The sequence below is a fragment of the Paenibacillus sp. JT31N7 genome, from assembly GCF_059692095.1.
This window is the reverse complement of sequence record NZ_JCAUAT010000001.1, coordinates 1,906,643-1,929,880: the sequence shown is the minus strand read 5'-3', so window position 1 is coordinate 1,929,880 and position 23,238 is coordinate 1,906,643. Positions and strand designations below refer to the sequence as shown.

General features: G+C 56.9%; 19 protein-coding genes. All 19 read left to right on the top strand.

All coding sequences use genetic code 11. From position 1 onward, the window contains the following. The first annotated feature begins 20 nt into the window (after positions 1–20). The 19 genes from AC58P5_RS08660 (at position 21) to AC58P5_RS08570 (ending at position 23,216) form a co-directional block, all read left to right on the top strand. Positions 21–863, top strand: a complete 843-nt coding sequence (locus AC58P5_RS08660) for a cytochrome c biogenesis protein (RefSeq protein ID WP_497385750.1) — start codon at positions 21–23, stop codon at positions 861–863. Continuing rightward, complete coding sequence (locus AC58P5_RS08655) at positions 860–1,612, top strand: precorrin-2 dehydrogenase/sirohydrochlorin ferrochelatase family protein (protein WP_497385749.1); 753 nt, start codon at positions 860–862, stop codon at positions 1,610–1,612. The genes AC58P5_RS08660 and AC58P5_RS08655 overlap by 4 nt, the downstream gene beginning before the upstream one ends. Positions 1,613–1,694: 82 nt before the next feature. Beyond that, complete coding sequence (gene hemC / locus AC58P5_RS08650; protein WP_497385748.1) at positions 1,695–2,648, top strand: hydroxymethylbilane synthase; 954 nt, start codon at positions 1,695–1,697, stop codon at positions 2,646–2,648. A 517-nt stretch (positions 2,649–3,165) separates the two neighbouring features. After that, positions 3,166–4,728: a uroporphyrinogen-III C-methyltransferase gene (cobA, locus tag AC58P5_RS08645; RefSeq protein WP_497385747.1), complete on the top strand. Its 1,563-nt coding sequence runs from the start codon at positions 3,166–3,168 to the stop codon at positions 4,726–4,728. Positions 4,729–4,824: 96 nt separating this feature from the next. Then, positions 4,825–5,820: a porphobilinogen synthase gene (hemB, locus tag AC58P5_RS08640; protein WP_497385746.1), complete on the top strand. Its 996-nt coding sequence runs from the start codon at positions 4,825–4,827 to the stop codon at positions 5,818–5,820. A 284-nt stretch (positions 5,821–6,104) separates the two neighbouring features. Then, the gene (hemE, locus tag AC58P5_RS08635) at positions 6,105–7,169 is read left to right on the top strand and encodes a uroporphyrinogen decarboxylase (protein WP_497385745.1); all 1,065 of its coding nucleotides are present in this window, start codon (positions 6,105–6,107) and stop codon (positions 7,167–7,169) included. A 3-nt stretch (positions 7,170–7,172) separates the two neighbouring features. Continuing rightward, positions 7,173–8,117: a ferrochelatase gene (gene hemH, locus AC58P5_RS08630; RefSeq protein ID WP_497385744.1), complete on the top strand. Its 945-nt coding sequence runs from the start codon at positions 7,173–7,175 to the stop codon at positions 8,115–8,117. A 96-nt stretch (positions 8,118–8,213) separates the two neighbouring features. Beyond that, positions 8,214–9,707, top strand: coding sequence for a protoporphyrinogen oxidase (hemY, locus tag AC58P5_RS08625; RefSeq protein ID WP_497385743.1), 1,494 nt, complete (start codon positions 8,214–8,216; stop codon positions 9,705–9,707). 415 nt (positions 9,708–10,122) lie between these two features. Then, positions 10,123–11,424 carry a glutamate-1-semialdehyde 2,1-aminomutase gene (gene hemL / locus AC58P5_RS08620; RefSeq protein ID WP_497385742.1) on the top strand — a complete coding sequence of 434 codons (1,302 nt, stop codon included), beginning with the start codon at positions 10,123–10,125 and terminating at the stop codon, positions 11,422–11,424. 289 nt (positions 11,425–11,713) lie between these two features. Next, on the top strand, positions 11,714–11,857 hold the full coding sequence (locus AC58P5_RS08615) for a hypothetical protein (RefSeq protein ID WP_497385741.1): 144 nt from the start codon (positions 11,714–11,716) through the stop codon (positions 11,855–11,857). Then, positions 11,826–12,689 (top strand): RluA family pseudouridine synthase, encoded by an 864-nt coding sequence (locus AC58P5_RS08610; RefSeq protein ID WP_497385740.1) that lies wholly within the window; start codon positions 11,826–11,828, stop codon positions 12,687–12,689. Before AC58P5_RS08615 ends, AC58P5_RS08610 begins: the two co-directional genes overlap by 32 nt. Before the next feature lie 102 nt (positions 12,690–12,791). After that, the gene (locus tag AC58P5_RS08605) at positions 12,792–14,264 is read left to right on the top strand and encodes a LysM peptidoglycan-binding domain-containing protein (RefSeq protein WP_497385739.1); all 1,473 of its coding nucleotides are present in this window, start codon (positions 12,792–12,794) and stop codon (positions 14,262–14,264) included. Between the two features lie 960 nt (positions 14,265–15,224). After that, positions 15,225–15,992, top strand: coding sequence for a tyrosine-protein phosphatase (locus AC58P5_RS08600; RefSeq protein ID WP_497385738.1), 768 nt, complete (start codon positions 15,225–15,227; stop codon positions 15,990–15,992). 150 nt (positions 15,993–16,142) lie between these two features. Continuing rightward, positions 16,143–16,898 carry a YveK family protein gene (locus AC58P5_RS08595; RefSeq protein WP_497385737.1) on the top strand — a complete coding sequence of 252 codons (756 nt, stop codon included), beginning with the start codon at positions 16,143–16,145 and terminating at the stop codon, positions 16,896–16,898. After that, positions 16,882–17,565: a CpsD/CapB family tyrosine-protein kinase gene (locus tag AC58P5_RS08590; protein ID WP_497385736.1), complete on the top strand. Its 684-nt coding sequence runs from the start codon at positions 16,882–16,884 to the stop codon at positions 17,563–17,565. Before AC58P5_RS08595 ends, AC58P5_RS08590 begins: the two co-directional genes overlap by 17 nt. 84 nt (positions 17,566–17,649) lie before the next feature. Continuing rightward, the gene (locus AC58P5_RS08585) at positions 17,650–19,488 is read left to right on the top strand and encodes a polysaccharide biosynthesis protein (RefSeq protein ID WP_497385735.1); all 1,839 of its coding nucleotides are present in this window, start codon (positions 17,650–17,652) and stop codon (positions 19,486–19,488) included. Between the two features lie 30 nt (positions 19,489–19,518). Continuing rightward, positions 19,519–20,871 (top strand): flippase, encoded by a 1,353-nt coding sequence (locus tag AC58P5_RS08580; RefSeq protein ID WP_497385734.1) that lies wholly within the window; start codon positions 19,519–19,521, stop codon positions 20,869–20,871. 1 nt (position 20,872) lies between these two features. Beyond that, positions 20,873–22,093, top strand: coding sequence for a polysaccharide pyruvyl transferase family protein (locus AC58P5_RS08575; protein WP_497385733.1), 1,221 nt, complete (start codon positions 20,873–20,875; stop codon positions 22,091–22,093). After that, a complete protein-coding gene (locus AC58P5_RS08570; protein WP_497385732.1) occupies positions 22,083–23,216 on the top strand; it encodes a glycosyltransferase family 1 protein in 1,134 nt (377 codons plus the stop codon). The genes AC58P5_RS08575 and AC58P5_RS08570 overlap by 11 nt, the downstream gene beginning before the upstream one ends. Positions 23,217–23,238: the final 22 nt, after the last annotated feature.

Below are 23,238 nucleotides of genomic sequence, written 5' to 3'. Positions count from 1 at the left end.
ATAGAGGAAGGAGAAATGCCGTGTTCACTCGCAGTTTTCTGTACGATGCGATAATTTATTTATATGCCCTGAGCCTGCTGTTTTACTTCTCTGATGTTGCGCGCGCGAATCGGAGTGCGAAACGGATGGGTACGGGGCTGCTTTCTTTTGTATGGGTTTTGCAGACGGCCTATTTGGGCTACAATTTATACGAGCACCTGGGACGGTGGGTGTTCTCTATGTTCGAGACGCTCTTTTTATTTTCCTGGGTGCTCGTTACGATATCGCTCATTATGAGCCGATTTTTCCGGATTGAACTTGTGGTCTTTTTCGTCAATTTATTCGGGCTTGCCGTACTGGCTTTAAATTTCTTCAGCGATTCCAAGGTCTCTCCCATGATTGATTCCTGGAACGTCAACGACGAGCTGCTGTTCATTCACGTATCTCTGGCTGTCGGCAGTTACGCGGCTTATACGATCTCGGCCATTTTCTCGGGCATGTATCTGTTCCTGCACCGCAAGTTGAAGCAGAAAAGCTGGACGAATACGATGAAGAGGCTCCCTTCCCTGGAAAAAATCGAACGTTACACCTATGTGAGCGTCGTCATCGGAACGCCGCTGCTCATGCTGGCGCTGGCTCTGGGAGTCGTATGGGTGCTTATCGCAAAGAATGTCAACGTGCTGTTCGACTCGAAAGTCATCAATTCGCTGCTGGTGCTGTGCGCGTACGGTTTCTACCTGTTTCAGCATCATTCGCTAAGCATGTCGGGTCCGAAGCTGGCGAAATGGAATTTGGCGGCTTTTGTTATCGTGCTGCTGAATTTTATCCTCTCCAACGTACTTTCCGGGTTTCATAACTGGCAGCAGACGGGGGTTGGGGGATGAAGGAATATCCGGCGATGCTGCGGATCGAAGGCAAGCGCTGCCTGGTTGTAGGGGGCGGAGCCGTTGCCGAAAGAAAAATCGCTTCCCTGCTGGAAGCGGGCGCGCTCGTTACGGTGATCAGCCCGTCGGCCGCCGCGGCTATCGAGGAGTGGGCGGAAACCGGCCGGATAACCTGGCGCCGCGGGCGTTACGGAGAAGCGGGTTATTCTTACACACAAGATAGAGAAGGTTCGGATAAGGGCAGGCCGGGAACGGAGGCCTCCTTATATCCGGACCTCTCTCCATATCTCATTGTTTTTGCGGCGACAGACAATCCGCAGGTCAACGAGCAGGTGCGGGCCGATGCCGACGAGGCGGGCAAACTGGTCAGCGTGGCGGACAAGCCCGACAGCGGAAGTCTGGTCGTGCCGGCTGTGGTAAGGCGCGGCAAGCTTACGCTGGCCGTATCGACGTGCGGAGCAAGTCCCGCGCTTTCGGCTAAAATACGCCGGGAGCTGCAGGAGAGGTACGGACCGGAGTACGAGTCCTATGTTGACTTTCTGGCGGAGCTGAGAGAGCTCGTCCGCCGCCGGGTCGACGACATGCCTCTGCGGCATGAGCTGCTCCGGCTGCTACCGCACTGGCATGTCCTGGACCGTATCGCTGCCGGTACATACGAATCGTGGAAAGCTGCCCTGCTGGACAGGCTCCAGGCGCAGGGTTCGGAAGAAACTTTTGCCGCTGCCTGGAGGGAAGCGGATCAGCAATAGAGCCGGCACCCGGTTACGGGCCCGACAGTGGAATAAAGGCCAACATCTTCAAGGCTTCATAGATGAAACGGAGGAATTACACATGCGTACGATCGTCGTGGGCACCCGTCAGAGCGCTTTGGCCCTCACTCAAACAAATCAGGTTATCGATGAATTAAAGGAACTGAGCCGGAAATACGGTATCGAATGCGAGTTTGAACTTCGCAAGATCGTGACCAAAGGGGACCGGATTCTGGATGTAACGCTGTCCAAGGTTGGAGGCAAGGGGCTGTTCGTCAAAGAAATCGAGCAGGCGATGATGGACAAAGAAATCGACATTGCCGTACACAGCATGAAGGACATGCCGTTCGAGCTTCCCGAAGGGCTCACAGTGGGTGCGGTACCTAAGCGCCAGGACCCGCGTGATGTGCTCATCACGAAAGGCGAGAAGTCGCTGGACGAGCTGCCCCAGGGCGCGCTCGTCGGCACGAGCTCGCTGCGGCGTTCCAGCCAGCTGCAGCACAGCCGTCCGGACCTGCGCATCCAGCCGGTCCGCGGCAACATCGATTCGAGGCTGCGCAAGCTCGAATCGGAAGGCTTCGATGCGATCGTACTGGCCGCTGCCGGTATGCACCGGATCGGCTGGCAGGATCGCATCAGCGCTTATGTTCCGCCCGAAGTGTGCGTGCCTGCCGTAGGGCAGGGCGCGCTGTGCATCGAATGCCGGGCGGACGACGAATTCGTCTTGAATCTGCTGAGCAAGATTCAAGATGAAGATACGGCGTTCGCGGTCAGAGCCGAGCGCAGTTTCCTCGGCAGGCTCAACGGAGGCTGCCAGGTGCCTCTCGGCGCGCACGCGACCGTCGAGCGTACCGGCGGCGGTACGGAGCTGTCGCTGACGGCGATGGTCGGTTCGCCGGACGGCGCCGAGCTGCTGAAGGAGACGCTGCGGGGCAGCGATCCGGAAGCGCTCGGCATAGAAGCCGCGGAGAAGCTGATCGCCCGCGGCGCGGACCGCATTCTGGCCGAGGCGTACGAGAGCGGCCAGATCGAATAGCGTGACGGCAGCTTCAGATGGTGGAACAACGGGTTTTCCCGGCCAGGCTGGTCGTAAGGCGACGGGCGCAAGGAGTCTGGCCGAAGTGTACGAGAGCTTGCAGATCGAATAGCGGTACGGCAGCTTAGCGGCTTGCCGGCAGGTGTTTACCGGCTGGACCGGATAACTCCGTATGCGCGTGTTTAACCCCGGCCGCGGCTTTTATGACGGCTGCTTCTTGGCCGGCGCGCTTTTTCTTTTACAAATAGAGGATACCTGGAATACATATTACCGCAACGAAGGGCGGTCCGTTCTTTTGACCGATAGAGCTGGTGTTCATGTTCAGAAAACGGTCCGGCTGCAAGCGGCTTAGCGGATTCCTGCCTTGTATTTTGCGGAATAGCAGCTTAAGGATAGAGGTACAAATTGCAAATAGCGGGAGAAAGCTTCCGATTGAGAAGCGGCAGAAGGGCCACCGTGAAAGGAAAAGGTGACCTTTCCCGCAAGGGGATGGAAGCGGCTGAGAGGGAGTGGGCGAGTGGAGAGAGGGAAAGTTTTTTTAGTCGGTGCAGGACCCGGCGACCCGAAGTTAATTACGGTCAGAGGGCTCCAGGCGATTGAGCGGGCCGACGTGATTGTCTACGACAGGTTGGCGAGCCCGAGGCTGCTCAAACACCGCAAACCGGATGCGGAGCTGGTGTTTGTAGGTAAGCTTCCGGACAAACATATGATGAAGCAGGAAGATATTAACCGTCTGCTCGTTGATCTGGCTCTTCAGGGCAAGGTCGTAACCCGTTTGAAAGGCGGCGATCCGAGCGTATTCGGCCGGGTCGGGGAAGAAGCCGAGCTTCTGGCCGATCATGAGGTTCCGTTCGAAATCATTCCCGGTATTACTTCCGCCATAGCGGTTCCCGCTTATGCAGGCATCCCCGTCACACACCGGGATTTCACATCTTCGGTCGCCATCGTAACCGGGCATGAATATCCGAACAAAACTTACACGAAGCTCGATTGGGAGCATCTGGCCAAAGGCATCGGAACGCTTGTGTTCCTGATGGGCGTTGCGAATCTGGAGCAGATCAGCGAGCAGTTGATCCGCCACGGGAAGCCTGCCGACCTGCCGGTCGCTCTGATCCGCTGGGGCACGTGGACCGAGCAGCAGACGCTGACCGGCACCCTGGCGGACATTAGCGCCAAGGCGAAGGAGGCGGGTTTTCAGTCTCCGGCCGTTATTATCATCGGTGAAGTGGTGAAGCTGCGCAAGAAGCTGGCCTGGTTCGAAAAGAAGCCGCTGTTCGGCAAACGCGTGCTCGTTACGCGGGCGCGCAGCCAAGCCAGCGAGCTCGTCGCGATGATCGAGGAGCTTGGAGGAGAACCGATTGAATTTCCGGTCATCAAGCTCCAGCCCCCGAGCAGCCCGGACGCGCAGCGTCTGCTGGACGAAGCTCTCCGCGGGCTCGGCAGCTACAATTGGGTCGTGTTCACGAGCACGAACGGAGTGGAGTTCTTCTTCCGCCGCCTGAGGGAGCTGCGCCTCGATATACGCGGGCTGTCCGGCGTGCGGATCGCGGCAGTGGGACCTAAGACCGCGGAAGCTCTGGAATCCCGGGGGCTGCTCGTCGAGACGATTCCCGGGGAGTTCCATGCGGACGAGCTGCTTGCGGAGCTCGGGAAAGCGGTCCAAGCGGGAGAACGCGTACTGCTTCCCACCGCAGACATTGCCCGCAACGCACTTCCGCAGGGCCTGCGTTCGCTCGGTCTCGAAGTAAACGAAGTAGACGTTTACGAGAATGTCCCCGAGGTCGAAGGCGGCGAAGACGTGGTCCGGCTGCTGGAAGAAGGGCAGCTGCACATCACGACTTTTACGAGTTCCTCGACCGTTACGAATTTGATTGGAGCGCTTGAGAAGCTCGGAGTCCAAGATCCCGCATCCCTGTTGAAAAACACGGAGATCGCCTGCATAGGTCCGAAGACGGAAGCGACGCTGGCCCAATACGAGCTGGCGGCCGCCTATATGCCGGCGGAAGCGACTATTTCATCCCTTGTGGAAAGCATTGCTGCAGGTCGGGCCGTTAAAACCGGAGAGCCTGCGGGCTCTTGAGTTCAATAAACTTTTCTTTATGCGGCAGGGGCATGCGGGTGCGAAGTATCCGGATCTGCTCCCTTGTGCGGCATTTATTAAAAGGAGGAAGTTATCATGAGTTTCCCATTAGTCCGGCACCGCCGTCTGCGCGGTTCGGCTGCAATCCGCAACCTCGTGCGTGAAAACGCGTTGTCCGTTAACGATCTGATTCAGCCGGTTTTCGTAGAAGCCGGTCACGATATCAAATCCGAAATACCGTCCATGCCGGGAGTTTACCATTTTTCGCTGGACCGTCTGGAAGAAGAAATCCGCGAGATTTCCGAGCTGGGTATCCAGGGCATTCTGCTGTTCGGTGTTCCCGAGACGAAAGATGCCGTCGGAACGTCGGCTTTTCACGAGGAAGGAATCGTCCAGCAGGCATCGCGCCTGATTAAGAAGATCAACCCGAATCTGCTCATTATTGCGGATACCTGCCTGTGCCAGTTCACGGATACCGGTCATTGCGGCGTCGTGCATCATAATCCGGAGACGGGCTGCACGGATATCGCCAACGACGAATCGCTGGAACTGCTCGTTAAAACAGCCGTTTCTCAGGCGAAGGCCGGCGCGGACATTATCGCTCCGTCCAACATGATGGACGGCTATGTACATGCCATCCGCGCGGGACTGGATGCGGAAGGTTTGGAACATGTGCCGATCATGGCTTACTCGGTCAAATATTCTTCCGCTTATTACGGCCCGTTCCGTGAAGCGGTGGATTCGGCGCCTCAGTTCGGGGACCGAAAAACCTACCAGATGGATTCGGCGAACTCCCGCGAAGCTCTCCGTGAAGCCGAAAGTGACGTCCTGGAAGGCGCGGATTTCCTGATGGTCAAGCCTGCGCTTGCGTACATGGACATCCTGCAGCTGCTGAAGCAGAACTTCGATCTTCCGCTCGTGGCTTACAACGTAAGTGCGGAATATTCGATGGTGAAGGCTGCGGCCCAGAACGGCTGGATCAATGAAAAAGAAATCGTGCTGGAAACGCTGCTCGGCTTTAAGCGGGCGGGAGCCGATATTATTTTGACCTACCATGCCAAGGATGCGGCACGCTGGCTGAAAAACGTTTAACCGAGACACTTCGTACCTCTCTCTCCGCAGGAGCCCGGCCGGGAAACTGCGGAGCATTTTTTATGCGGGTAAAAGGAGAGGGTTCATCGCATTTCGTTAAAAAGCGGAACCTCCGGTTATCCGGCTTTAAAAGGTTTGAATGGAAGAAAGAAATCGGAAGAAAGGCCGCTCACGGCGGCTTTGTCAAACATTTGTCGGAAGTCGCAGCGCGGTTCCGGTTGTGACCGGGGTATAATTAGGGCATAATGGTAACAAATCATGACAGGGTCAGGAGAAGGTGTCTTGTGATAATTAATGACCGTTTTATTCGTGCCTGCCGCAAGCAGGAAGTAGATCGGCTGCCCGTGTGGTACATGCGTCAAGCTGGACGCTACGATCCCGAATACCGCAAGATTAAAGAAAAATACTCGCTGCTTGAAATATGCGAACAGCCGGAACTGGCGGCTGAAGTCACGTTGATGCCGGTAAAGAAGCTCGGCGTGGATGCGGCTATTTTGTATTCCGACATTATGAATCCCGTAGCGTCGCTCGGCATTCAATTCGATATTGTTAAAAACGTGGGGCCGGTGATCGAGAATCCGATCCGTTCCCGTGAAGATGTGATGAAGCTGAAGCCGATCGACGTGGAAGGCGACTTGTCCCATGTCATCGAAACGATCCGGATTTTGGACCGCGAGCTGACGGTTCCGCTCATTACGTTTGCCGGAGCGCCTTTCACCATCGCAAGCTACTTGATAGAAGGCCGCCCATCGAAAAGCTATATTCGCACGAAAGAACTCATGTACGGAAATCCGGAAGTATGGCACGCGCTGATGGATAAGCTCGGAGACATGGTCATTACATATTTGCGGGCTCATATCGCAGCAGGCGCTAAAGCGGTCCAACTGTTCGATTCGTGGGTCGGCGCGCTTGCACCGGAGGATTTCCAGGTGTTCGTCCTGCCTACTATCCAGCGCATTTTCCGCGAACTCGGGGATCTGGAACAGCCGAAGATCTATTTCCCGGGCGTGAGCTCGGGCGAACTGCTTCCTCTGCTTGGAGACCTCCAGACGGACGTGATCGGACTCGATTGGCGCGTATCCATTCCGGAAGGACGCAAAAGAACGGGAGGACGCTTTGCCGTCCAGGGTAATCTCGATCCATTCGTGCTTACGGCGCCGATGCCGGTCATTCAGGAGCATGCGAAGCGCATTATCGATCAGGGGATCACGGAGCCCGGTTATATTTTCAACCTGGGTCACGGCCTGTTCCCTGAAGCGTCCCTGGATAAATTGAAGGAACTGACTGAGTTTATACATGCTTATTCTGCCGAGGTGCTGGCCGGGCGGAACGCGGGCAAGGGGGTCTGAACAATGAGCAGGAAGAAAGTCGGCGTACTTGTGATGTCTTACGGCACGCCCCGGAGCATGGAGGATATCGAAGCTTACTACACGCATATCCGGCGGGGAAACAAGCCGAGTCCGGAACAGCTGCATGAGCTGACCAGCCGTTACGAAGCGATTGTCGGAGGTGTTTTTCCGCTGCGGGAAAACACGGATAACCAGGTGGCAGGTCTGCAAAATGTGCTGGCTTCCGAACATAACGACGTGGAATTCGTCTGTTTCCAAGGCTTGAAGCACGCCTATCCGTTTATCGAAGACGGTATTGAGCAAATGGCTCAGAGCGGAATCACCGAAGGAGTGGGAATTGTTCTCGCCCCTCACTATTCGACGATGAGCATCGGCAGCTACAACAAACGCGCACGCGAAAAAGCTGCCGAGCACGGCATCACCATGACGTTTGTCGACAGCTACCATCTGCATCCGAAGCTGCTTCAAGCTCTGACCGAGCGAGTAGAGCGCGCGCTGGGCAAGTTCGGAGAGGAGAACCGTTCCTCCGTCCGCATCCTGTTCTCGGCGCACAGTCTGCCGGAGAAAATTCTTGAGCTCGGCGACCCGTACCCGGAGCAGCTGCTTGAAACTTCGCGCGCTATCGCGGACAAAGCCGGTATCGCGAACTGGCAGTTTGCATGGCAGAGCGCGGGGCAAACGGCTACACCGTGGCTTGGCCCGGATATCCTGGATGTGCTGCGGACTCTCGCTCAGGAAGGCGTGAAGCGTGTACTTGTGTGCCCGATCGGTTTCGTTTCGGATCACCTCGAAGTGCTGTACGATCTGGATATCGAGGCTCAGCAGCTTGCCAAGGAAATCGGCCTGCACTTGGAACGCACGGATTCGCTTAATACGGACCCGCTATACATGCAGACGCTCAGCGATGCCGTATGGAAGCAGTACGGCGAATTGACGAAGCAAGCTTAAAGAAAGACGACAGGGAGCGCAGACATTGGATGCGCCTCTTTGCGATTTTATAATCCGGACAGCCTTAAGATGCGGTCCGGGCGGAAAGGACGTTGCATGATGAACGAGGCCCGTAAAGTAATCGTTGTCGGCGGAGGCATTACCGGTCTGACCGCCGCTTATTACGTGCAGAAGCGGTTGAAGGAGACCGGATGCGCGGCGGATGTTACCCTGGTTGAAGGAGCGGAGAAACTCGGCGGCAGAATTCATACCCTGCGTAAAGAGGGGTTTGTGATTGAGAAGGGCCCGGATTCTTTCCTGGCCCGGAAGCTTCCCATCATTGAGCTGAGCCGCGAACTCGGGCTGGAAGGGGAACTCACCGGTACGAACCCGGAGGCGAAGAAGACGTACATTTTGCGGGACGGCACTCTGCACCCGATGCCTGCGGGACTGGTGCTCGGCATTCCGACGGATATCGAACCGTTTATGAGAACGGGTCTCGTTTCCCCCAAAGGCAAGGCGCGCGCGATGATGGATCTCGTGCTGCCCAAGAAGGAAGACAACAGCGACGAATCTCTCGGCCATTTCCTTCACAGGAGACTGGGCAAAGAAGTGCTGGACCAGATCGTCGAGCCGCTGCTGGCGGGCATTTATGCCGGCGATACGTATGCGCTCAGCCTGCAGTCGACCTTTCCGCAGTTTGGCGAAATGGAACAGCAGTATCGCAGCCTAATCTACGGCATGATGTCGAACCGAAAGAAATCCCAGCAGGAAGCTTTGAATTTGCCGGCCCCCGGCCGCAACTCCGTCTTCCTGACCTACAAGAACGGCTTGCAGACGCTAGTCGAGCGGCTGGAGGAAGTACTGTTGGAGGAAGGGGTTGCAATCCGGACAGGCACGAAAGTGACGGAACTCCGCAAGGAAGGGGACCGCTACGAGGTCGGATACGAGGGCGGACAGCGGGAAACGGCCGACAGCGTCATTTTGACCCTGCCGACGTATCATTCCGCGGAGCTGCTAGGCGACCACCCGACTGTCGATAAGTTGAAGGCGATCAACTATGTATCGGTTGCGAACGTAGTCATCGCTTACCGGGAGAAAGACGCGAATGTCAAATTCGACGGATCGGGTTTCCTTATCCCGAGATCCGAGGGGCGTTCGATCACAGCGTGCACCTGGACATCCACCAAGTGGCTCCATACGGCGCCGGAAGGGCACGTCCTGCTCCGCTGCTATGTCGGCCGCTCGGGCGAGGAAAACTGGGTCCATCTCACGGACGAAGAAATCGTGGCGAAAGTCCGCAAGGACGTAGCGGAACTGATGGGCATCACGGCGGAGCCTCTCTTCTGCGAGGTGACCCGTCTGTACCGGTCGATGCCCCAGTATCCGGTCGGCCATCTGGATCATGTCCGGGAACTGCGGAGCGATCTCGCCGAGCGTATGCCGGGCGTGTTCGTAACGGGCGCGGGCTTCCACGGCGTGGGCCTGCCGGACTGCATCCGGCAGGGACGGGAGGCGGCATTCGAGGCCGCCGATCGCTTGACCGGCGCGGCTTCCGGAGCGGCAGCAAAAGCTTCGGCGGGAGGCACGAAGGCGGCTGCGAAGGCCTAAGCGGAAGCTAGAGTCGAGGACGAAGCGGCAGCGGCAAAAGTGAAAGCTAATGCCAGGGTTAAATCCAGGCTTACGGCTCCTCACGGGACGCTTAAGGGCGCAGTCCAAGTCACACAGTCTGCAGCGCTCCGCACCAAAACGAAGCCGCTTGCCGAAATGAAGCAAAGAAGCTGACTATTCTCAAAGGTAACGTACGCGGCGGCAGCTAAGGTCGTGTACCCCGCTTAAAGCAATCGCGTGCGGAAGCGTGTATAATAGAAAATACTGACAAGCAGGAGCCGGGTCGTCTTCGTTCGTTTGAAGCGTTCCGGCTTTAGTCAAGCGGGCGGCAGAGGACGGCGATTTTTGCCGTTCCGATTGTCTGAACCGCCCAATGAGCTTATTGATGACTGAAACCAGGAGGTATCCGGCTATTATGGAACTTAATCACAAACGCAACGATACGAAGTCCGCGGCTGCTTTTGCCGAAGCTAAACAAGTGATCCCCGGAGGGGTGAACAGCCCGGTCCGCGCTTTTAAATCGGTTGGTCTGACTCCGATGTACATGGAGCGCGCAAGCGGCTCGCGGGTGTACGACATTGACGGCAACGAATATATCGACTATATCGGTTCCTGGGGGCCTCTCATTCTCGGACATGCCCATCCCGAAGTGATCGAAGCCGTAAAATCGACGGCGGAAAAAGGAACGAGCTTCGGTGCGCCGACGCTGATCGAGACGGAGATGGCTAAGCTGGTCGCGGAACGCGTACCTTCCATCGATATCGTGCGCATGGTGAATTCCGGTACGGAAGCGACGATGAGCGCACTGCGGTTGGCCCGCGGTTTCACCAAGCGCAACAAGATTCTAAAATTCGAGGGAAGCTATCACGGTCACGCCGATGCGCTTCTGATCAAAGCGGGCTCGGGCGTAGCGACGCTTGGCCTGCCGGACAGCCCGGGCGTGCCGGAATCGGTCGCGCAGAATACGCTGACGGTTCCTTACAACGATTTGGAGACCGTCAAGCTGGTGTTCGAAAAATTCGGCGAGGATATCGCCGCTATCATCGTCGAACCGATTGCGGGCAACATGGGCGTCGTGCCTCCTCTGCCCGGTTTCCTGGAAGGACTGCGCGAAGTGACTTCCCAATTCGGCGCCCTGCTTATTTTCGACGAAGTGATGACCGGTTTCCGCGTTCATCTTAACTGTGCGCAGGGGTTGTTCGGCGTGACGCCGGATCTGACTTGTCTGGGCAAAGTAATCGGGGGAGGGCTCCCCGTCGGCGCTTACGGCGGCCGCAAGGACATCATGGAGCAGATCGCTCCAAGCGGTCCCATCTATCAGGCGGGTACGCTGTCGGGAAATCCGCTCGCGATGGCGGCGGGTTATACAACGCTTAAGCTGCTCGGTCAGCCGGGCGTATACGAGGACCTCGAACGCAAATCCGCCCGTCTGGCGGAAGGCTTCCTGGCCAATGCCAAAGAAATCGGCGTGCCGAGCACGCTGAACCGTGTCGGCTCCATGGTGTGCCCGTTCTTTACGGAGCAGAAGGTAGTCAATTACGAGACGGCCAAAACGTCGGATTTGTCGGTATTCAACCGTTACTTCGGCCACCTGCTGGATCTGGGTGTCTCGGTAGCTCCGTCGCAGTATGAGGGCATGTTCGTTTCGGCTGCCCACACCGATGAAGACATCGAAGCGACGATCGAGGCGAACCGCGAAGCTTTGAAGCGGCTTTAGGCGTTATTCGACTGTTCTGCTTTGTTTTGCCTTGTTGTATGATGCCTCCCCGGTCTGTCAGGACCGGGGATTTTTTGTGCGTATTTGTGCGGACGCAAGGAAGAATAGTTATGCCTGCACGGACTTTGGAAGACCATGTCGGGCGAGGCAGTCCGCAGCTCCCGTGAGAAGCCGGCCGGTACCGTTAAGGAAACGGGTGCTTCCGGCTCGCATATGCTTGTTTTCTTTTAAAAGGCGGAAATGATAAAATGGGAAAGACTTTCGATGACGAACGGAGCTGTATATTCATATGAAACGCTATTATTTCTTCGATTTTCCGATTGATCTGATCTTTATCGTGTTCGTATTTGTCGTGCTGCTTGCCGCTTTGGCAGTCGGGCTGCGGAAGGGAGGGCGCTATCGTGACGGGCAGAAGAAAAGGGGAATGGATTGAGCTGACGCTCCCGGGCGATACGTGTACATGGGAAGAGGTCCACGCGGTACTGCCGGTTCCGCTTAAGCTGTGGCGCAAGCTGGAGCGCGAAGGCGGAATCCGGCGGCAGGGGAAGAAAATACTGTTGAAGGTATTCCCCGACGAGCCTTCATCCGTGCCCGGGGAATGGACCGATCTGCAGGTCTTGTTCGAGGACGATTATCTGCTCATCGTCAACAAACCGGCGGGGTGGGCGGTTCATCCGTCCGAGCCGGGACAGCGAGGGACGCTGGCGAACGCGGTGGCCGGCTATTACGAATCCACGGGCCAAAGCTGCGGTGTCCGCCACATTCACCGGCTGGATCAGGATACAAGCGGAGCCGTGCTGTATGCGAAATACGAGCTGCCGCATCTTCTGCTCGATGAAGCGATGCGAGAGAAAGCGATCGAGCGTATTTACGCGGCCGTCTGCGGCGGAACGCCGGCACCTCCGGCGGGAACGATTTCGGCCCCGATCGGTAAAGACCGTCATCACCGGGCGCGCCGCCGGGTGTCTCCCGGAGGAGACGCGGCGGTGACTCATTACCGCACGGTAGAGAGCTTCGGAGACGCAGCCCTGCTTGAGCTTCGCCTGGAAACCGGGCGGACGCACCAGATCCGCGTGCATATGAGCCACATCGGCCACCCGCTGCTCGGGGATGCGCTGTACGGCGGGCGGATGAACGCTTTCGGAAGGCAGGCGCTGCACGGCGCACGCCTGCTGCTCCATCACCCGGTCACCGGCGAGGAACTGGCTGTCGATGCTCCTTATCCGGATGATTTCCGGGAGCTTCTTGCGGCGATGCACGCATAAAAACGAAAATGCAGTCATGCCATCCTCCTTCTATCATATACATAGTAAAGAACGGAGTCCCGCGATAAGGCGCAGCTTTACTAGAGGACAACCGAAGGGAGGATGGCAACGTTGACGGAAGAGCAGAACGGTCTGCGATTCGACATCTACGAACGCGTACATTTGGCGGAAGGAGCCGCCGACATACGGGATTTGGACGATGTGGAACTGATTCCCCGCATAGAGGTGATTCCCCAGCAGGAACAAGCTTTGTTGAAAGGCAGCCTGCTGCTGAACGGAAGCTATCTGGATGAGCAGGAGACGAAACGTTCGCTGGAGCATTCCATTCCGGTGGAGATCACGCTGCCGCTCAGCCGGGTGCAGCGGATCGAGGATATTTTAGTCGATATCGAAACGTTTGATGTGGACGTACTGAATTCACGGAGCCTGAATGTGACGGGGGTTCTTTCCCTGCACGGAGTGGAGATGGCTTACGAAGCCGGAGGCTGGAGCGAAGAGGACGAAGAGGTTGTTTTCGTGCATGAAACGGCTTCCGTCTCTCAGAATGCTCCGGCAGAGCAGCGGAGCGAACCTGCGGGAGAAGCCGATGAACTCCAGCTTCGCCAGCAGACGGAATATGCGGCTGCGGCGGACGGGCAGGCGAAGCTGCAGCCGCCGCAGGCATCGGCCCAGCCGCAGGCTCCGGTTTATCCGGGCAGCGCGTACAAGGCCGAAAATCCGTGGCTGCGCGAGACGCGGACAGAGCAGCCCGAGGTTCAGGCTGCGCCGCCGTCCGGGCCGGCGCCAAGCGCTTGGGACCGGCTGGCCGCGCCCAAGTCTCCTTCGCCGCAGGCGGATTCGTCCGCTTCGTATGCGGACCGTTCTTTCGGCGAGCTGACGCTGAACCAGCTCTCGTCCGAGCGTTCCTATCGCAGCGCGGGCGGGGAAGAGGCGCAGGAGCAGCGCACGCCGTCTGCGGCTGCGGGTCAGCAGCTGCTTGCCCAGGCGGCGAACCATGCTCCGGCTTCCCCGGCGGAGCGGGAGGCGGCTGGTCAGGCGGAGCGGGAGGAAACGTCTCCGGCTTTCAGCGTCGATGCGGAAGTTATCGAGCCCGAGAAAGAGCCGGTGATTGCTTCCGCTCCCGCCGAGGAGAGCTTGGAGGTCGTTAACGGCGAAGAGCCCGCCGCGCAGGAAGAAACGAAGGAACTGAAGGTGGCGTTCGGAAGCAAGAAGCAGCAGGATTCGCCATCGTCCGGAGGTTCCGGTCTTCAGTCGCTTTTCGCAAACGGTGCATCTTCTAACGACCATACCGAAAAGGAGCGGGAATACGCCTCCGCAGCGGGTCAGGAAGAATCCAAAGCGGATGCACTGGAGTGGAAAAAGCTTTTTATCCAAGCGGAAAAAGAGGATCAGCAGTTCCGGAAAGTGACGATGTGCATCGTTCAGAAGGAAGACTCGCTGGATCTTATCGCCAAGCGGTATGAGATCAATCCGAGGGAGCTGCAGCTTTATAACCGGCTGGAGGATCAGGAAGTCAGCCCCGGACAGATCCTTTATATCCCCGGGAAAGCCGTGTTTTCTTCCTCCGACCAATAATCCGGCAGGCAATCCCCGCAAGTTCCGTTAGCATTGATGAACAGAATAACAAGGGTTGAAAGAGAAGCCGCCGCGCGCGGCTTTTTTCTTTTGGCCGGCCGGAAGCCGGGCGGGCTTTCGAGACACTAAAAGGAAAGTACAGGAGAACCCCCTAAAAATTTGAATGGAAACGCTTGCAAAAAACAGCTCTTGAGACCGTGTCGGATTGGGCTGAAAGAAGGAAGGCGCGTGCCTCCTTGTGTCCAAAGTCACTGCCCGGAGATAAATAAAACCTAAGTCGTTCAAAAAATCGGCGGTTTCCGCGGGATTGAGTCTTCCCGGCAGAGCAAAATACCGGCTTTTACGAGGGTAAAACTCACACTAGACGGGAATTTAGTAACGATATTGCCCGGAAGACCGGGACGAAAAATCGGATTTTGTCCCGGTTTTCGGAAGAGGTAGGTACAGGCCGGGACTATTCCAAGTAAAATTGTGGGAATTAAATCCGCTTCCTTTTCAGCCCCTAAATCCGTCCCTAAGACCTAGGTTAGTTACCCTGTCCCACCCTTAAATTCGAAATGGAGCCGACGGCTTTCCCTGGGACCTGTCTTTGGTAGGAACTGTTAAAAATTCATTTACGACCCCCCGAAAGCCCGCGGAGCCAGTCTTTTAAAAGCATTAGGGGGCTTGCGCCGTGAAAAAAAAATATGAACGGACAGTGGCCGCGTAGAGATAAAGGTCTGATTCGTTGTACCTTGCATGCGGCCGGAGAAGGCATTTTAATCGTAAAATACGGATTAATAATTATAAATAACTGGAAAATGATATAAATATAAACAAAAACAAACAGGAAATCCAGCTCATACTTCGCTTTGCAAAATAAGCTGTAGTAACTACATGAATTTATAACTATACACCCTCATGCAATCCATACGATTTGTGACATAATTTTAGTAACATTCGGATCTGGAGGGAAAATGAATGATCGATATCCATACACACATCCTTCACGGTCTGGATGATGGGCCAGGCAGCCTGGAGCAATCACTCGAAATGGCGCGAATGGCGGTGTCGAATGGAATATCGACGGTTTTCGCTACGCCTCATCACCGGACGAGCCGCTATTTCACCCCTTCCGCCGAAATTGAACAAGCGGTTGCAGAACTGAATGCATCCTTATTGGAGCACGGTATTCCGCTTCACGTTAAAAGCGGCCAGGAGATCCGAGTTACTCCTAATCTGATCAATGACTGGTACGAGGATACTTTGCTGACGCTCGGGAGAACCCGGTATCTGCTGATTGAATGTCCCGCCAACTCCCTTCCTGCGGAGCTGGCCGAGATCTGCCACGAATGTTCGGTTTTGGGGCTCGTTCCCGTAATTGCGCACCCCGAGAGAAATGCGGAGGTTGCGAGAGATCCGGACAAGCTGCTGCAGCTTGCGGAAGGGGGAGCGGTATTTCAGCTCACCTCGGATTCCATACTGGGCACATTCGGCTCGAAAGTACAGTCGCTCGCTTATGAGCTTTGCTCCCGCCGTTTGATTCATCTGGTTGCGTCGGATGCCCATGATCTGGTCCGCAGACCGTTCAGGCTCAGTGAAGCCTATGCGAAGATAGAGGCGAAGATAGGCCGGGACTACGCGGAATACTGCCGCCGGAACGCTATCCGGGTAGCGAGCGATCTCCCCTTGGAAATAAGGGAACCGGTCTCAGGCCGGCCGCGAAGACTTTTTGCGATGTTCCGCTGAATGGCGTACCTTTATGCTTTAAGGTTACAAAGCGGCAATTAACCATTGTTTTAATGCGATGAAGTATGTGGAGAAGCAGCTTGGCTGCTCGAAGGCCCTCATCCGGGCCGCGTCATACGGATACCAAAGGAAAGCGAGGGATTCAGTTCGGTGAGTATAGATTTTGAAATTAAACGGTATTTGGCCGTCCTCCGTAAAAGGCTCTGGCTTATTCTGCTGATCGTGGTGGCGGGTTGTCTGATTACAGGCGTCGTAAGCAAATATTACTTGAAGCCCGTTTATCAGGCTTCCACGAAGCTGATCGTGAACTCCCCTGCGGATAACCAGGGAATGCTGCGGCTGGATATGAATGCGATCAACACGAATATTTCCCTGATCCACACTTACAAAGAAATTATCAAAACACCCGCAATTATGGATCTTGTCGTCAAGGAGCATCCGGAATACGGAGTTACCTCCGACGATCTCATGCGTCGTATCCAGTTCAGTTCGGTCAGCGATACGCAAATTTTTACGCTGAGCCTTGAAGATGCTTCATACTCCAAAGCGGCCCAGATGATTAACACGGTGGCGCAGATGTTCCAGAAGCAGATTCCGAACATTATGAAAATCGACAACGTCTTCGTGCTCCATGAAGCGGACCCGGCCAAAACGCCGGCACCGGTCAAGCCGAATGTGCCGCTTAACGTCGCGATCAGCTTCCTGGCTTCGCTCATGTTTGCGATCGGGCTCGTTTTCGCACTCGAATATTTTGACGACACCCTTAAAACGGAGGAAGACGTGGAGCACTATCTCGGCCTTCCGACCCTTGTAGCCGTCCCGGAAATACGGGCCGGAGATATGAAGCCCAAACGCACCCCAATCGGGAAGAAAGTAGGTGAAGCATCCGGTGTCCCTATCCAGTAAACAGCGACCGATTATCGCTCACAGCAATCCCATGTCGCCGATATCCGAAACGTACCGCACGCTGCGGACGAACATTCAGTATTCCGGGGTGGATGGAGAAATCCGGACGCTCATGATCACCTCGGCAAGCCCCTGGGAAGGGAAGTCCACCACCATCGACAACCTGGCCGTCGTATATGCCCAGACGGACAAGAAGGTACTGCTGATTGACGCGGACCTGCGCAAACCGACGGCTCACCACACGTTCGGCCTCTCGAACCGTACGGGATTGACGGATGTGCTGACGCGCCAGGCCGAAGTGGAGGAAGCGCTCAAGGAGACGGATATCCCGGGCCTCTATGTCATGACCTGCGGTACCGTACCGCCCAACCCGTCCGAGATTCTCGGTTCCCGGCGGATGACGGATCTGCTAGAGCGGCTCAAGCAGGAGTTCGACGTTATACTGGTCGATACGCCTCCCGTCCTTGCCGTCAGTGACGCCCAGGTCGTGGCGACCCAGTGCGACGGTGTCGTACTCGTCGTGAGCGCGGGCGGAGTCAAACGGGAGCTGGTGCAGAAAGCGCGCGACAGCCTGCAGTTCGTCCATGCCCGGGTACTCGGCGTCGTGCTGAACAAAGTCGCCCGCAAGGATGCTAAGATGAACACGTATTACGACTACAGCAGCTGATTTATTTGGGAAACGGAGGCTTCATCCATTTAGATTCATCATCCTTTTATCAAAATGGTTTCCAACACTAAGGGAGGGGAAAAGATGAGTTATTCTAAACGGACGCCCATGCTTGTCCTGATCGACATGATTATCGTATGGGCGAGCATTTACCTGACTTTCCTGGCGCATTTCCGGGGCGGTATTCCGCAGGAAGTCATGAGTGTCATTATGCTCTACACACTGGTATCCGGTATTTCGCTGGCGTGTGCGATGTTCTACTTCCAGCTCTATAACCGGATCTGGCAGTATGCCAGCGTCGGTGAAATGGTAGCGATCGCGAAAGCGGTCATCGTATCCTGTCTGATCTCGTATGCGGTGACGTCGTTCTTGTCCGCGGGAGAGATCACGCTGTACATGTTCCTTCAGAATCTGAACGGCATTCTGCTTATGCTGGGCGGTTCAAGGTTTGTCTGGCGCGTGTTCTGCGACAATTTTTACGGCAGCTCAAGGTCCCGACGGGGCGGCAAGCCCGCCCAAAGGACGCTTGTCGTCGGAGCCGGGAGCTGCGGAGTCATGTTCGTGAAGGAGCTTGCAAACAACGACAGCTTCATGATGAAGCCGGTCGCCTTCGTGGATGACGATCCCTACAAGCAGAAGCTTCAGCTTCACGGCATACCGGTCATGGGAAACCGTCTTGATATCCCCCGGATCGTGGAAGAGCAGCGGATCGACGACATCATTATCGCGCTGCCTTCGGTGTCGAAGACACAGATTTCGGACATTATCAACATTTGCAAAACGACGAAAGCCCGTCTGAAAATCATTCCGCATATCCAGGAGTACATCCAGGGAAAAATGGCGGCCAACCAGATGCGCGACGTGCAGGTGGAAGACCTGCTTGGACGCGATCCCATCCAGACGGACTTACAGAATATCGCCGATTACGTGCAGAACAAAATCGTGCTGGTCACCGGCGCAGGCGGGTCTATCGGCTCCGAGCTCTGCCGCCAGGTAGCCCCGTTCAAACCGGCCCGGCTGCTCCTGCTCGGCCACGGCGAGAACAGCATTTACGGCATTGAAATGGAAATGCGCCGGCTGTTCCCGAATCTTCCGATCGAAACCGTGATCGCCGATGTGCAGGACCGGACCCGCATTGCGGACGTGTTCCGCGAGTTCGGCCCGCAGGTCGTCTTCCACGCCGCAGCGCACAAACACGTGCCGCTCATGGAGCGCAACCCGTCGGAGGCGATCAAGAATAACGTGTTCGGCAGCAAAAACGTGGCGGAATGCGCGGACGAATTCGGCGCGGAGCGCTTCGTGCTCATTTCCACGGACAAAGCCGTCAACCCGACGAGCATCATGGGGACGACCAAACGGATCGCGGAAATGTTTATCCAGAGTCTGGACAAGCACAGCAAGACGAAATTCGTGGCCGTCCGTTTCGGGAACGTCCTGGGCAGCCGGGGCAGCGTGATCCCGAGATTCAAGGACCAAATCGCCAGGGGAGGCCCGGTGACGGTTACCCATCCCGAGATGGTGCGTTATTTTATGACCATTCCGGAAGCGGTGCAGCTCGTGATTCAGACCGGAGCTTTCGCCAAGGGCGGCGAGGTATTCATTCTTGATATGGGCAAACCGGTGAAAATCGTGGATCTGGCGACTGACCTTATCCGGCTGTCCGGCTATGAACCGAACGTCGATATCGATATCGAATTTTCCGGCATCCGCGCCGGCGAGAAGCTGTACGAGGAGCTGCTGACCAGCGAGGAAGGCATGTCCTCCACGATGCACGACCGGATATTTATCGGGAAGCCGATGAACATCAACCGGACCGAGCTGGAATTCGAAATGCGCCGTCTCGAACGCGTGCTCGGCAGCGATCCCGAGGAAATCCGCGCGCTGCTTCAGCATCTGGTGCCGACCTACCGCAATGTCTCTTAAAACCAAAGCAGGAATGGAATTGAATCCGGGATGAGTATGAATACAACCGCGAAACCACTTACACAGCGTTCTTTATCGAAAATGCTGATGAAAAGCAGCTCATTGTCTTTCCTGGTCAACGTGGGGGGAATCGGCATCGCGCTGATTCTGCAAATCCTGCTGGCCAGACAGTTGGGCGCTGTCAGCTACGGATACTATTCGTTCGTCACGACCGTAGTGACGTTCCTTGTTTTCCCGACGAAGCTCGGGTTCGACACCGCTATCGTCCGCTACGTCTCGTCCTACCGGGCGCACGGGCAGTGGGCGGAGGTGAAAGGCCTGCTCCGCCGGGCAAATCAGATCACGGCGGGACTGTCGCTGGCCGTTACGGTCATTTCGCTCCTCGTCGTGCTCCTGATGAGCGGAACCATGAACGGCGAACTGCTCTACACCTACATAGCCGGCCTGCTCGGCATACCGGTGATGGCCCTGGCCCTGCTCCGCCAAAGCTCCCTTCAGGCGCTGAAGGAGATGCTGCACGCGCAGCTGCCGGAGAAAATCATCCGCCCGGTCGTTTTCATCGCGCTGCTGTTTCTCTACAACGCCTTCGCGGAAGCGAAGGCCGGAGCGGGCGAGGCGATGCTGCTCTTCCTGGCCGCCATGGCCGTGTCTTACGCCATAGGCGCATGGGTGTTGAAGCGCAGACTGACTCCGCGGACTAGGGATGCGGGCACCGCCTACAACACCCGCGAATGGGTGAACGTGTCCCTGTCGCTCATGTTTGTCTCGGGCATGTACCTCGTGCTGGGCCAGCTTAACGTGCTGATGCTCGGCTGGATGGAGGGGACGACCGAGGCGGGGATTTACGGGGCGGCCGTCCGGATCGCGACGCTCGTTTCGTTCGGTCTGACGGCTATCAACATGACGGCGGCTCCTTTCATCTCGGAGTCTTACGCCAAGAAGGACGATAAGCAGCTCCAGCATGTGCTCAGCCTGAGCAACCTGGCGGGATTCCTGTTTGCGGGCGTCATCTATGTCGCCTTCCTGTTTCTGAACGATCCCATTCTCGGCCTGTTCGGAGAAGAGTTCAAACGGGGTTCGCTGGCGCTGCTGATTTTGTCCACCAGCCAGCTCGTCTCCGCTTTCAGCGGACAGACGGGGACGCTGATGACGATGACGGGACAGCAGAAAACGCTGGGACGGATTCTGGCCGGTTCCGCCGTTCTGAACATCGTGCTGAACCTGGCTTTGATCCCTGCCTTCGGCATGCTGGGAGCGGCCGTTACGAATCTGCTCTGTACCGTCTGCTGGAAAACAGCCATGGTGATCGTCATCCGGCGGAAGCTGAATATTTCCATCGGGATGTTTGCCTGGATGACCGCCAACAAAAAGCGAGGGAATTAACGTGAAACATATATTGCTTGCGGGTGTGCCCCATTCGACGAACCTGGGAGACGGGCTTATCGCCATGACCGTCAATCAACTGATCCGCACGTGCGGAGAATATACCGTCACCAACTTCGATTTGACGGCCGGTTTGTATAAAGAACCCACGGCGGGCGGCGGATCAACCCGGGAAACCGGCGGACCCGCGTTAACGCGCGACTACAAGCTGAACGAAGTCAGCGTGAAAAAAAAGCTGACGCCGGATTTTCTGCGCTACATGAAGTCGTATTCGGTCCATAAGCGCAAAGACGCCGTGCTCGGCGAGCAGATCCGCGAGCTTGTCACGCGGGCGGATGCGGTTCTGATCGGCGGCGGGCATTTATTCATCGACACTTACTTGTCGTTTCCCATCGCCATGCGCCGTCTGGTCCGGGAAGTGAAGAGACAGGGCAAGCCGCTTCACGTCGTGTTCGTCGGCATGAGAGGACCCTGGAGCTTTCTGGCCCGGAAGTGGTTTACCGATATTTTGCATTACGCCAAAACGATTTCGGTCCGAGACGAGGATTCGCTGGCTTATTTACTTTCCATCGCCCCGTCTCTGGCGCACAAGGCCGTGGCTTTGTCCGATCCGGCGCTGGTTACCCTGGAAGCATTTCCGGGAAAGCACGCGGCCGGGGGCGTAAGGTCCGCTTCCGCCCGGACCGTCGGGCTCGGTATCATGGACCCCAACGAAATGAGGCGGCATTCCCCTTACCAGTGGGAACGGGACGATTGCGCCGATTGGTGGTACAGCCTGGCGAAAGGGGCGGCCGACGGCGGCAGCCGCGTCCGGGTCTTTACGAACGGAGCGGATACCGACAACGCCTTCGTGGAACGGTACATCAAACCGCGGCTGTCCGGAATGCCCGGCGTGGAATTCGCCCCTTATCCGGGCGATGTCGGAGACCTGGTCGAGAGCATCCGGGACTGCGATACGGTCATCGCCCAGCGCCTGCATGCGTGCATCCCGGCCATCTCCTTCGGCAAGCCGACCTACGGCATCGCCTGGGACAAGAAGCTGGCGAGCATTTTCAAAGATCTGGGCCTCTCCGGGCACGTGCTCGATTTCCGTACGGATCCCAAAGTAGTGCTTGCCGGGCTTGTCCCGGAGAAGAACCGTCATGAAGGCTCCGTCCGGATCGTCAACCAGAAAAAACGGGAGCTTGTTACTTACGTCGGGAGGATTCTGCATGAAGCCTAAAACGAAAATACTTCACGTCGTCGGAAAAATGCACCCCGGCGGGATCGAAACGCTATTGATGAACTTGTACCGGACGATTGACCGGGATAAATACGAATTTCATTTTGCCGTACAGTTTGAGGAAAAAGGATTTTACGATGACGAAATCATCGAGCTGGGGGGCCGCATCTTCAGACAGCCCCATCCGAAAAAGGGGCTGCGCGCCTTCCGCCGTGCTTTCCTCTCCAACTTGAAGGAACACGGGCCGTATCAGGTCGTGCACAGCCACATTTACCAGTTCAGCGGCTACGTGCTGAAGCTTGCGGGAGAGATGAACGTGCCGGTGAGAATCAGCCACAGCCACAACACGCACGACAGCAAGCGGGAATCGTGGTTGCGTAGCCTCTACCGCAGGTACATGCGGGGACTCATCCGCAGCAACTCGACGACGATGCTCGGCTGCTCCCGCTCCGCCTGCGAAGCGCTTTTCGGCCCCGACTGCTGGCGGGACGAGCGGGTCGTCGTGTTCCCGAACTCGATCCAGGTCCAGCCTTACGGGCAGCTGGAGAGAGACCGCTCGGCTTACCGCAGAGCGGTCGGGGTCACGGACCCTCATGTGCCTGTGATCGGGCACATCGGAAGATTCAGCGAGCAGAAGAACCACCGGTTTCTGCTCGAGATCTTTGCCCGCTTCCTGCGGGTCCGTCCGGACGCCCAGCTTGTGCTGATCGGGGACGGACCGCTACGCAGCGAGATGGAAGCCCGGGTCCGCGAGCTGGGAATCGCGGACCATGTGCACCTGCTCGGGGTCCGCAAGAACATCCCCGAGCTGATCGGAGCCTTTGACCTCTTCCTGCTGCCTTCGCTGTACGAAGGACTCGGCATCGTGGTCATCGAGGCGCAGGCTGCGGGCGTTCCCTGCCTCATCTCCGATCAGGTGCCCGCAGAAGCGGACCTGAACCTGGGGCTGGTCAGCCGGCTGTCCCTGAACGAACCGGCCGAAGCGTGGGCCGGGGTGATGCAGGAGAAAACCGCCGGGTCGCGGCTCGACTGGCCCGTCCGGCTGGAGGCGCTGCAGGAGTACGGATACGACATTCAGACGAGTGTACGGAGACTGGAGCGGATGTACGCTGCGGCGCCATAGCCCCGCAGCAGGGCTGCCGAAG

What these genes read in the sequence shown, in the direction of transcription:
- AC58P5_RS08615 (WP_497385741.1), top strand. Translation starts at nt 11,714, where the DNA reads ATGAAACGCTATTATTTCTTCGATTTTCCGATTGATCTGATCTTTATC.
- AC58P5_RS08600 (WP_497385738.1), top strand. Translation starts at nt 15,225, where the DNA reads ATGATCGATATCCATACACACATCCTTCACGGTCTGGATGATGGGCCA.
- AC58P5_RS08570 (WP_497385732.1), top strand. Translation starts at nt 22,083, where the DNA reads ATGAAGCCTAAAACGAAAATACTTCACGTCGTCGGAAAAATGCACCCC.
- AC58P5_RS08605 (WP_497385739.1), top strand. Translation starts at nt 12,792, where the DNA reads ATGGCAACGTTGACGGAAGAGCAGAACGGTCTGCGATTCGACATCTAC.
- AC58P5_RS08585 (WP_497385735.1), top strand. Translation starts at nt 17,650, where the DNA reads ATGAGTTATTCTAAACGGACGCCCATGCTTGTCCTGATCGACATGATT.
- hemB (WP_497385746.1), top strand. Translation starts at nt 4,825, where the DNA reads ATGAGTTTCCCATTAGTCCGGCACCGCCGTCTGCGCGGTTCGGCTGCA.
- hemC (WP_497385748.1), top strand. Translation starts at nt 1,695, where the DNA reads ATGCGTACGATCGTCGTGGGCACCCGTCAGAGCGCTTTGGCCCTCACT.
- hemH (WP_497385744.1), top strand. Translation starts at nt 7,173, where the DNA reads ATGAGCAGGAAGAAAGTCGGCGTACTTGTGATGTCTTACGGCACGCCC.
- hemL (WP_497385742.1), top strand. Translation starts at nt 10,123, where the DNA reads ATGGAACTTAATCACAAACGCAACGATACGAAGTCCGCGGCTGCTTTT.
- AC58P5_RS08655 (WP_497385749.1), top strand. Translation starts at nt 860, where the DNA reads ATGAAGGAATATCCGGCGATGCTGCGGATCGAAGGCAAGCGCTGCCTG.
- AC58P5_RS08580 (WP_497385734.1), top strand. Translation starts at nt 19,519, where the DNA reads ATGAGTATGAATACAACCGCGAAACCACTTACACAGCGTTCTTTATCG.
- hemY (WP_497385743.1), top strand. Translation starts at nt 8,214, where the DNA reads ATGATGAACGAGGCCCGTAAAGTAATCGTTGTCGGCGGAGGCATTACC.